The following is a 9,941-nucleotide window of genomic DNA, read 5'->3' as shown; positions in this document are numbered from 1 at the left end:
AGGACATGCAGTGGCCGGGGCTGTGATCGGCGTCATCGTGCTCTTGACCTGGACGCGGGGGACGCTGAGTCCGTGAGTGCCGGAGGCGTGGCTGCGGTCGTGGCTGAGGTTGTCGCCATCCTCCGGGCAGGTCCGCAGGAGCTTGGGTGGACGAGCTACGCGGCGGTCGATGACCTCGTGGAGGACCTGCGGCAGTTCACAGAGCGAGCGGTGTCCGGCGATGCCGGGGCCGCCTTGCAGCTCAGGGTGCTGTTCGCGGCCACCGGTGCGCTGCAGACCGCCTCGATCGACAGTGGGTGGGCTGAAACCTTCCTTGACCTGGCCGAACGCTTTGATCGGGAGTCCGCTGGACTGTGACGGTCGGGTGCCGGTGGGCCGACCCCCCTTCGCCCGAGATCGTTTAACACCGGGCCGCCGGCATCAAGGGCGCTCCTTTGTCGCGTCGGCTGCGCCGATGGCTTCGCCACCCTTGACACCGACGACCCGGCGCTAACAGGGCGGCAAGGGCGGGGGAACGGCGGCGAGTGGGCCGGCGGGACCTGGCGACGTAGGAAGGGTGGCGTGCGGGTGGGGCGGGATCCGGGGCGAACCAGCTCGCGCTGCGGACCAGGGCTGAGCTGCACGAATTGGCGAATGGGGTGGGCCATTGGTGGGCCATTAAGCAGGGGCAACCACGGTCAACCGCGGGTGGCTGGTGGGCGTGTAGGTGCAGGTCAGAGATGGTGGGCAGGGGGCGAGGCCGGTCTTCCAAGCTGGCCATGCGGGTTCGATTCCCGTCACCCGCTCCAACTCTGTTTCCGGCCAACTGTCCTGATTGGACAGTGTGGCCGTTGCTTGGGTGTTCGTCTCGTTGGCGGGCAGGCGCTAGGTTGCGGCGGTGTCGTCTACTCAGGTGCCGTTGTGGGTGCCGGTCGTGGTTGCGGTGGTTGGGTTCGTCGGGGTGCTCGGCGCGCAGCTGATCTCCGCGTGGCGGGATGACCGGCGGTGGGCTCGGGAGCAGGAGCGCGCGGACCTGCTGTGGCAGCGGGAGCGGCGGCGGGAGGTCGACAACCGGGACTACGAGGGCCGGAAGCTGGCGTATGCGCAGGTTGTCGCGGCTGTCGAGGGGTTCGACTGGCTGGTGTACCCGGTCATGGCGGAGGTACGGGACGGGCGCGAGCCGAGCCCGGAGCAGCTTGCCGACGTCCGGCGGGCCCGGGAGGAGATGCGGCAGTCGCTCGGGCCGATCAACCTGCACGCTCCCTACCGGTTCAACGAGTTGCTCCGCAACGCGATGCTGCCGCGCTCGCGGCTGGCGATGAACCTGACGAACGGTGCGCGAGACCTGGACCGCATCGAGACCCTCTGGCAGGCCGGTCAGACCGGATACCGCCGGATGCGTGCCGAGATGCGGGTCGACCTCGGGTTGGACGCCGAGGATCTGGGTGAGGAATAGGGCGGCGGAATTCGGTTGTCCGGCCCGGAGGTGGTGCGAAGAATCGGGTGGGTGGGGTCGTCGCACGGGGTTCGGTCGAAGGTGGTGTTCACCAAGGGGGCCGGCCGGGACTACTGGTGTCATGTGCACCGGCCGGACGGGGCCGTGGTGTTCGTGCCGAGTTTCGACCGGAAGCACCGGGTTCCGCACGACCTCGCGCACGTGGCCACCGAGAGCGCCCTGGGGATCGAGGACGGGGTGTTCGGCAGCATCATGGCCGGCGCGCTGATGGGCGACATGCGGGTCGTTTCGGGTGGGCGGCGGCATGACGCGCGGCAGCGGTCGGAGAAGATCCTGCGGGCCAACACCGCGTCCCGGGCGCTGACCGTCGCGGAGGTGCTCGCCGCGGTGGTGCACGACGCGGTGGAGTCCGGGAAGCGGGGCGATCTGCACGGATGGGCGCGCCGGCACTGGGGGTCGGTGCGGCAGGAGCCGTTCCCGTACACGGCGGCCCAGCTGGCCGCGGCGCGGCGACTGCTCGAGGAGTTGGCCGCGCGATGGGCCGAACTGCCGGCCGAGGGCGAGCTGGAGGTCGACTGGCGGCGGGCGGGCCGGTAGCGCCGAGTCCGCTATGGACGGACCGGGCGGGCGTTAGGGTGGTGGCGTGGCGGAACTGTCCGGTTTGGTCGAGGTGGCCCAGCATGCGGTGGGCTTGGGCGAGGAGCTGATGCACGCGGCGCGGCCCCGGGAGGTCCGGCACAAGGGGGACCGCGACGTGGTCACCGAGCTGGACCTGCGGGTCGAGGAGCGCGTCCGGGAGTACCTCGAGCGGGTGACGCCGGGGATCGGGTTCCTCGGCGAGGAGGGCGGCGGAGCCTCGGTGCTCGACGGCGAGGTGTGGACGCTCGACCCGATCGACGGCACCTCGAACTTCGCGCACGGCGTGCCGCTGTGCGCGGTGTCCCTCGCGCTGGTGCGGGCGGGCGAGCCGGTCGTGGCGGCGATCGTGGCGCCGTTCCTGGGCCTGCGCTACTACGCGGCGAAGGGCTTCGGCGCGTTCGGCGTGGACGGGCCGCTGCGGGCCAGCGGGACGACCGAGGTGTCCCGGGCCATCGTGTCGGTCGGCGACTACGCGGTGGGGGCGGGCGCCGCCGAGAAGAACGTGGTCCGGCTGCGGCTGTCGGCACGCCTGGCCGAGCGGGTGGAGCGGGTGCGGATGTTCGGCACCGCCGCCATCGACCTGGCCTGGGTGGCGGAGGGCCGCACCGACGCCACGGTCATCCTGTCCAACATGCCGTGGGACACCGCGGCGGGCGTGCTGCTGGCCCGCGAGGCCGGCGCCGTCGTGGTGGACGCCGCCGGCGCTCCGCACGACTTCACCTCCGCCGAGACCATCGCGATCACCCCGGGCCTGCGGGACGCGGTGCTCGAACTGGTCAACTGATCAACCGCCCGCGTTGCCCATCGTCCACAGTGGACGAATGCCGGTAGGGGCGCGGGAACGGGGTCGTGGTGGTGTCGTCCGGGGTCGGCTCGACGACCCGCAGCGCCCAGTCCCGGGCCTGGGCCTCGAACGCCTCGACGGCCGCGGCCAGGGCGGCCAACGCCCACCAGGGCAGGTCGGGCACGTCCTGCAGGTCCCGCCAGGCGGCGGCCACCTCCGCCGAGGTCGACACCATCAGGCGGGCGACGTTCTGGTCGTCCGGCGGCGCGGCGGCCGCCTGCCGCGCCGCGACGCAGTACCCGCGATAAGCGGTCTCCCAGTGTGTTTCCAGTTCTGCCGGCACCATCGTGAACACCCCGACCCTCTCGGCACATCGCCGTCCACAGCGGGTTCGAGGCAGGCGGCGTAGCGGATTGGCGGCCACACCGCTGTGGCGGATTTCCGCCAGATCGGGCGCCTGCCGGCCGGCAGGCTGATGACATGACCGACATCGAGTACCTCGCCATCGACCCGGACCGGCTCGAGCGGATGCGGAGCGCCGGGGCCGACGAGTACGGCAACCCGTGGACCCCGCGAACCGCCGAGGGGTGGGAGCCGCTGCGCTGCTGCCTGCGGGTCGCCGGCCCGGACGAGCGGATCGCCCTGATCACCTACTCGCCGTGGACGGGGCCGCATCCGTGGCTGGAGGCCGGACCGGTATTCGTCCACTTCGGACAGTGCGCGGGCTACCCGGCGCCCGGCGACTACCCGGAGGCGTTCCGGCGCAGCCCGAGCATGATCAACCCGTTCGACCACGGCGGCGCCCGGGCCTACCAGCACATCACGTTCGTGCAGCCGGACGACGACCACGAGGCCGCCGTGCGCCGGGTGCTGGACGCGCCCGAGGTGTCCCACGTCCACATCCGCAGCGCCACCGCCGGATGCTTCACGTTCGAGGTTCGGCCGGTCTCCTAGATCGATAGGATCGGCCGCATGGAGCTTCGCGGGAAGACGGCCCTGGTCACCGGGGCGACCGGTGGGCTGGGGCAGGCGATCGCGCGGCGGCTGCGGGTCCGGGGGTGCTCGCTGGTGCTCACCGGCCGGCGCGCGGACGTGCTCGAGCCGCTGGCCGACGAGGTCGGCGGCCGGGCGCTGGTGGCCGATCTGTCCACATCGGACGATGTGGAGCGGGTGGCGCGGGAGTGCGCCGAGGTGGACATCCTGGTGGCCAACGCCGGAGTGCCCGGCAACGGGGCGCTGGAGGAGTACACGGCCGAGCAGATCGACCGGGTGCTCGCGGTCAACCTCCGCTCGCCGGTCATGCTGACCCGGCTGATCGGCGCGCGGATGCTGGAGCGCGGCGCCGGCCACGTCGTGTTCATCTCCTCGCTGTCCGGCAAGGGCACCACACCGGTCAGCTCGCTCTACAACGCGACCAAGTTCGGGTTGCGCGGGTTCGCGCTGGCGCTGCGACAGGACTGGCGGCCGCGCGGCGTCGGCGTCAGCTGCGTCAACCCCGGGCCGATCGCCGAGGCCGGGATGTTCCACGAAGGTGGCGCGACGCTGCCGCCCGGCGTGCGGGCACGCGCACCGCAGGACGTGGCGGCGGCCGTGGAACGCGCCATCGTGGCCGACCGGGCCGAGATCGACGTGGCCGACCTGCCCACCAGGGTGGGCACCATCATCAGCCAGCTCGCCCCGCAGACCGCCGCCCGGCTGGGCCAACTGCTCGGCGCCGACAAGGTGGCCCGTCAGCTTGCCGAGGGGCATCGGGACCGGCGTTGAGCGGGGTTTTCACGCACCGGCTGCGGGTCCGCTACAGCGAGTGCGACCAGCAGGGTGTGGTGTTCAACGGTCAGTACCTGTTCTTCTACGACGTGGCCGTCACCGAGCTGTGGCGGGACCGGGTCGGCCCGTACCAGGAGATGATCGACCGCGGCTTCGACCTGGTGGTGGGTGAGGCGCGGGTGCGGTTCGTGGAGGGCGCCCGGTTCGACGAGCTGCTGGACATCGAGATGCCGGTGCACCACCTCGGCACCACCAGCATGATCATCAAGCCGGTGTTCCGGGTCGACGACCGGCTCATCGCCGACGGCGAGGTCCGGCACGTGTTCGTCGACCCCACCACGCTCAAGAAGAAGCCCATGCCCCCGGACATCCGCGAAGCCCTCGCGAGCTCGGCGGTCTGACCTCCCCGGGTCGCCTGCCGGCGACCCGGGGAACGCCGTCGCGGTTCAGCCCAGGGTGGCGACCAGGATCGCCTTGATGGTGTGCAGGCGGTTCTCGGCCTGGTCGAAGACGATGCTGGCGGCGGAGTCGAAGACCTCGCCGGTGACCTCGATGCCGGAGGTCATGCCGGTGTGGTCCATGATCTCGCGGCCGACCGCGGTGTTGGCGTCGTGGAACGCGGGCAGGCAGTGCATGAACTTGACCGCGGAGTTGCCGGACCGGGACAGCAGGTCGGAGTTGACCTGGTAGGGCGTGAGCAGGCGGACCCGTTCGGTCCAGACGTCCTTGGACTCACCCATGGAGACCCACACGTCGGTGTGGATGAAGTCCACACCGGAGACGGCCGCGCCGACGTCGTCGGTGACGGTGACCCGGGCGCCGGTGCGCCGCGCGATGTCGTCGGCGAGGTCGACGACGTCCTTGGGCGGATGCAGATCCTTCGGCCCGGACAACCGGACGTCACTGCCCATCAACGCGCCCATCACCAGCAGCGAGCGGCCCATGTTGAACCGGCAGTCGCCGACGTAGGCGTAGCTGAGCGCGTCGTAGGGCTTGTTGCTGGACTCGTGCATGGTGAGGAAGTCGGCGAGCATCTGGGTGGGGTGCCACTCGTCGGTGAGTCCGTTGTAGACCGGCACACCGGAGTGCGCGGCCAGCGACTCCACGTCCGACTGGCGGGTGCCCCGGAACTCGATCGCGTCGTACATCCGGCCCAGCACCGCGGCCGTGTCGGCGATGGACTCCTTGTGCCCCAGCTGTGATCCGGACGGGTCCAGGTAGGTCACGTGCGCGCCCTGGTCGAACGCCGCCACCTCGAAGGAGGACCGGGTCCGGGTCGAGGTCTTCTCGAAGATCAGCGCGATCTCCTTGCTGGCCAACCGCTTCGCCTCGGTTCCGGCGTACTTGGCGAGTTTGAGCGCCTCGGACAGCCGCAGCAGGTAGCGCAGCTCGGCCGGTTCGAAATCAATCTCCTTCAGAAAGCTGCGGTTCTTCAGGTTGAACGCCATCAGCGGGCTCCTCGTCGTCGGCAGGCTCGTGGTCGGAAGGCTCGTCGTGGGGAAGGCTGGTCGTCAGAACGCGGCATCACGTTGCAGCGGGCAGGTCATGCAGTGCGAGCCGCCCCGGCCCCGGCCCAGCTCGAAGCCCTCGATGGTGATGACCTCGATCCCGGCCTTGCGCAGCAAGGTGTTCGTTCCGGTGTTGCGTTCGTAGGCCACGACCACCCCGGGCTCCAGCGCGACGACGTTGTTGCCGTCGTCCCACTGCTCGCGCTCGGCGCCGAACGCGTCCCCGCCGGTCTCGACCACGCGCATGGTGCCCACCCCGAGGGCCTTGGCCATGTGTTGGGGCAGCGTGCCGTGCTGCTCCTCCACCACGAGGTCGTCGGCCGACTCGCCCGGCCGGATGGCCCAGGTGCGCGCCCCGGCGATCACGTTGGGGAACATGGTGACCAGGTCGCGGTCGCACATGGTGATGACCGTGTCGAGATGCATGTAGCTGCGCGAGCTGGGCAGGTGCACGGCCAGCACCAGGCTCGCCGAGCCGGCCCGGAACAGCGACCGCGCGATCCACAGCACGGCCTGCGGCGTGGTCCGCTCCCCCATGCCGATCATGACCGCGCCGTTGCCGATCGGCTGCACGTCACCGCCCTCGACGTGCGCGCGGCCCCAGTTCTCGTCCGAGCCGCCCAACCAGACCGGGAACTGCTCCGCGGCGAACATCGGGTGGAACCGGTAGATCGCCTCCATGATCATCGTCTCCGGCTTGCGGGCCGGCTTGGTCATCGGGTTGATCGTGACGCCGTCGTAGATCCAGCAGGACGGGTCGCGCTGGAACAGGAAGTTCGGCAGCGGCGGCAGCAGCATGCTGGTCGGGTCGGCCGCCTCCCAGATCAGCCCGACGTCCTCGGCGACGTCGGCTCTGGTGATCCCGCCGATGAGGAACTCGGCGACCTGGGTCGAATCGGACCCCTCTACCCACTGCCGGGCCCGCGTTGCGGCGGCGATCCCGACCTCCAGCTCGTTCAGGATGTGGCCGCAGACCCAGTCCTTGGCCTCGGGTTTGACCAGCGCCTCGGCGAGCAGCTGCTCAGCGAGGAAGACCTCGACGCCGCGCTCCCGCATGGCCTCGCAGAAGGCGTCGTGCTCGATCTTGGCCCGGCTGACCCACAGGACGTCGTCGAACAGCAGCTCCTCGGCATTCGACGGGGTGAGCCGGGAATGCTCCAGCCCGGGCCGATGGACCATGACCTTGCGCAGCTTGCCGACCTCCGAGTGCACACCCAGCGCCATCCTGGCCTCCTCGCGTTCCATCGGTTCCGCGATGTCATGTAACTCTTCGGCCGCAGGTCAGCCCTCACCCACGGAGGGTGATGCGTCGCCATCCGGCCGGTCGAATGCTCTGTCCGGTGACGGGGGTGGTCGCCCAGATGGCCGCACCCATGTGCGGCATCGAGGTGCGCAATGACGGACCGGGTAGACACCTCCGGCGGAACAACGGAGAGCGCCGGGACGTCGGCCACACCCCAGTTCGGCCTCACCGCGGCCACTGCCCTGATCGTCGGCACCATCATCGGGGTCGGCGTGTTCAACCTGCCGACCTCGCTGGCCTCCTTCGGGCCGATCAGCCTGGTGTCGATGGCCCTGACCACCGTCGGCGCGCTCGCCCTGGCCATGCTGTTCGCCGCGCTCGCCCGCCGGCTGCCGGCCGACGGCGGGCCGTACGCCTACGCCCGGGTCGCGTTCGGCAACGGCCTCGGCTTCGCCAACGCCTGGTCGTACTGGATCACCGCGTGGGCCGGCAACGCGGCGATCGCGGTGGGCTGGGTGCTCTACGTCGAGCAGTTCGTCAACACCGGACACAACCGGTTCTTCTCGGTGCTGCTGGTGCTGGTCGGGCTGTGGCTGCCGGCGATCGTCAACCTGTCCGGGGTGAAGAACATGGGCGCGGTCCAGGTGGCCTCGTCCATCCTGAAGTTCGTCGCGCTCGCGTTCATGGCCACGGTCGGGCTGTTCTTCATCAACGGCGACAACTTCTCCCCGTGGAACATCAGCGGGGAGAGCACCGTGTCGGCGATCGGCGGCGGCATGGCCATCGCCCTGTTCAGCTACCTCGGGGTGGAGACCGCCGCGGTCGCCGCCGGCAAGGTGCGCGATCCGGACCGCAACATCCCGCGGGCCACCATGTTCGGCACGGTCGCGACCGCCGTGGTCTACCTGCTGTCGCTGGTGGCCGTGTTCGGGATCATGCCCAGCACCGAGCTGCGCGAGTCGACCGCCCCGTTCTCCGACGCGGTCAACGTGATGTTCGGCGGCACCTGGGCCGGCTACGTGATGGCCTTCGCCGTGGTGGTCTCCGGGTTCGGGGCGCTCAACGGCTGGACCATGATCTGTGCCGAGATGCCGCTGGCCGCCGCCCGGGACGGCCTGTTCCCGCAACGGTTCAAGCGCATGTCGGCCACCGGGGTGCCGGCGTTCGGCATCGTGGCCTCCACCGTGCTGGCCTCGGTCGCGGTGGTGGTCAACTATCTGGGCCAGGCCGGCGCGACCGTGTTCACCACGCTGGTGCTGATGACCGGCATCACCTCGGCGATCCCCTACGCGTTCTCCGCGCTGGCACAGCTCAAATGGCGGCTGGCCGACAACCGGACCATGCACACCCCGAGGTTCGTCCGGGACGTCACCGTCGCGGTGCTCGCGCTGGTGTTCTCGATCCTGTTCATCTACTACTCGCGCAACACCGGCCAGTCGTTCTGGGTGTACTGGGCGCCGTTCCTGCTCGCCGGCGCCGCGCTGCTGCTGGGTGTTCCGGTCTACCGGGCGCAGCGGCGGGAGTTGACCGAGCCAGGCCCGGTGCCTCCCTACCGGTGATCGCTCAGCGGACCGGCCGAACCGTCCGCAGGTACTCCACCTCGAGCACCGGCCGGCGGTCGCCGAAGTCGCGCTCCCTGGTCACGCCGGTCTCGGCGAAGCCCATGCGGCTGTAGAAGCGCCGGGCCCGGTTCGCGCCGGACAGCGTCCACAGCCGCACCTGCCGGTAGCCGGAATCGGCCAGCCGGTCGAGCGTGCCGTCCATGAGCGTCGGCGCGACGCCGGTGCCCCACACGGTGGGATGCGCGTAGAACCCGTAGATCTCCGCGTCGGCGACATACACCCGGCCGCGCGGGAAGACAGCCGGCGGATCGGCCGCCAGGCCGTGCGGGCCGAAGTAGGCGAACGCGGCGACCTCGTCGTTGCGTACCGCGACCAGCAGCGTGGTTCGGTCGAAGGCCGGTGCGATGACGCGGTTTTGCCACTGTGCCCGGCGTTTCGCGACGAACCGGCGCAGCCAGTGCGGCTCGAACAGGTCGCGGTAGGCGACCTGCCACGCGTCCGCGTGCACGTCGCCGACCGAGGCCGCGTCGAGCTTCGTCGCCTCGCGGAGCAGGACTGGAACGTCGACCCTCATCGACATCCCTTCCGGTTGACCGCCATGCGGACACCATACGTCGATGCCTGGACCGGTTCCAGCCTTTCCGCGCCTGTGGAATATGTTCGGCGGCCTGCCCTATTTCTCAGTGGAAAGCGCGGTCTCGTCCGCGCCCGCCGTGACCTCTTCCGGCTCCACGTCCAGCTTGCGGGACAACCGATGCGGCCACCACATCCACCGCCCGATGTCCAGCGTCAGCGAGGTCACCAGGATGCCGCGGACGATGATCGTGTCGATCATCACGCCCACCGCGACGGTGAACCCGATCTGGGCGAAGGCGACCAGCGGCAGGGTGGCCAGCACCGCGAACGTGCCGGCCAGCACCAGACCGGCCGAGGTGATCACGCCGCCGGTGGCCGACAGCCCGATCAGCGCACCGCGCCGGGTGCCCCACTGCTTGGACTCCTC

13 protein-coding genes are annotated in these 9,941 nt (G+C 70.4%); 8 read left to right on the top strand and 5 right to left on the bottom strand.

The window, feature by feature from the left end:
* Nucleotides 1–99: 99 nt before the first annotated feature.
* The 4 genes from VFO68_RS23065 (at nt 100) to VFO68_RS23050 (ending at nt 2,858) form a co-directional block, all read left to right on the top strand.
* Nucleotides 100–357, top strand: coding sequence for a hypothetical protein (locus VFO68_RS23065; protein WP_325160447.1), 258 nt, complete (start codon nt 100–102; stop codon nt 355–357).
* 556 nt (nt 358–913) lie between these two features.
* Complete coding sequence (locus VFO68_RS23060) at nt 914–1,435, top strand: hypothetical protein (protein ID WP_325160446.1); 522 nt, start codon at nt 914–916, stop codon at nt 1,433–1,435.
* Nucleotides 1,436–1,519: 84 nt separating this feature from the next.
* Entirely contained in the window at nt 1,520–2,032 is a 513-nt protein-coding gene (locus VFO68_RS23055; RefSeq protein WP_325160445.1) for a hypothetical protein, read from the top strand.
* 46 nt (nt 2,033–2,078) lie between these two features.
* Nucleotides 2,079–2,858 (top strand): inositol monophosphatase family protein, encoded by a 780-nt coding sequence (locus tag VFO68_RS23050; protein ID WP_325160444.1) that lies wholly within the window; start codon nt 2,079–2,081, stop codon nt 2,856–2,858.
* Here VFO68_RS23050 and VFO68_RS23045 read toward each other — a convergent pair.
* Entirely contained in the window at nt 2,851–3,204 is a 354-nt protein-coding gene (locus VFO68_RS23045; protein ID WP_325160443.1) for a hypothetical protein, read from the bottom strand. The genes VFO68_RS23050 and VFO68_RS23045 overlap by 8 nt on opposite strands.
* A gap of 134 nt (nt 3,205–3,338) precedes the next feature.
* Between VFO68_RS23045 and VFO68_RS23040 the strand changes: the two genes are divergently transcribed.
* The 3 genes from VFO68_RS23040 to VFO68_RS23030 are packed head-to-tail and all read left to right on the top strand — an operon-like array spanning nt 3,339 to nt 5,026.
* Nucleotides 3,339–3,812 (top strand): DUF1203 domain-containing protein, encoded by a 474-nt coding sequence (locus VFO68_RS23040; RefSeq protein WP_325160442.1) that lies wholly within the window; start codon nt 3,339–3,341, stop codon nt 3,810–3,812.
* An 18-nt stretch (nt 3,813–3,830) separates the two neighbouring features.
* Nucleotides 3,831–4,622, top strand: coding sequence for an SDR family NAD(P)-dependent oxidoreductase (locus tag VFO68_RS23035; protein WP_325160441.1), 792 nt, complete (start codon nt 3,831–3,833; stop codon nt 4,620–4,622).
* Nucleotides 4,619–5,026 (top strand): thioesterase family protein, encoded by a 408-nt coding sequence (locus tag VFO68_RS23030; protein WP_325160440.1) that lies wholly within the window; start codon nt 4,619–4,621, stop codon nt 5,024–5,026. Before VFO68_RS23035 ends, VFO68_RS23030 begins: the two co-directional genes overlap by 4 nt.
* Nucleotides 5,027–5,071: 45 nt before the next feature.
* Here VFO68_RS23030 and argF read toward each other — a convergent pair whose 3' ends face one another.
* Nucleotides 5,072–6,073, bottom strand: a complete 1,002-nt coding sequence (gene argF / locus VFO68_RS23025; protein ID WP_325160439.1) for an ornithine carbamoyltransferase — start codon at nt 6,071–6,073, stop codon at nt 5,072–5,074.
* Between the two features lie 63 nt (nt 6,074–6,136).
* Nucleotides 6,137–7,378, bottom strand: a complete 1,242-nt coding sequence (locus VFO68_RS23020) for an arginine deiminase (RefSeq protein WP_325160438.1) — start codon at nt 7,376–7,378, stop codon at nt 6,137–6,139.
* Nucleotides 7,379–7,528: 150 nt separating this feature from the next.
* On the opposite strand from VFO68_RS23020, the gene VFO68_RS23015 reads away from it, so the two are divergent.
* Nucleotides 7,529–8,935 carry an amino acid permease gene (locus VFO68_RS23015; protein WP_325160437.1) on the top strand — a complete coding sequence of 469 codons (1,407 nt, stop codon included), beginning with the start codon at nt 7,529–7,531 and terminating at the stop codon, nt 8,933–8,935.
* 4 nt (nt 8,936–8,939) lie between these two features.
* Here VFO68_RS23015 and VFO68_RS23010 read toward each other — a convergent pair whose 3' ends face one another.
* Together VFO68_RS23010 and VFO68_RS23005 are read right to left on the bottom strand one after the other, a co-directional pair.
* Nucleotides 8,940–9,512, bottom strand: a complete 573-nt coding sequence (locus tag VFO68_RS23010; protein WP_325160436.1) for a GNAT family N-acetyltransferase — start codon at nt 9,510–9,512, stop codon at nt 8,940–8,942.
* 99 nt (nt 9,513–9,611) lie between these two features.
* Nucleotides 9,612–9,941: MMPL family transporter (locus VFO68_RS23005; protein WP_325160435.1), on the bottom strand; the 330-nt coding region annotated here is incomplete at its 5' end.

It is taken from the genome of Actinophytocola sp. (assembly GCF_035712165.1).
Classification (GTDB): domain Bacteria; phylum Actinomycetota; class Actinomycetes; order Mycobacteriales; family Pseudonocardiaceae; genus DASYTH01.
Note: the sequence above shows the minus strand (reverse complement) of the source record. Positions and strands in the feature narration are given on the sequence as shown.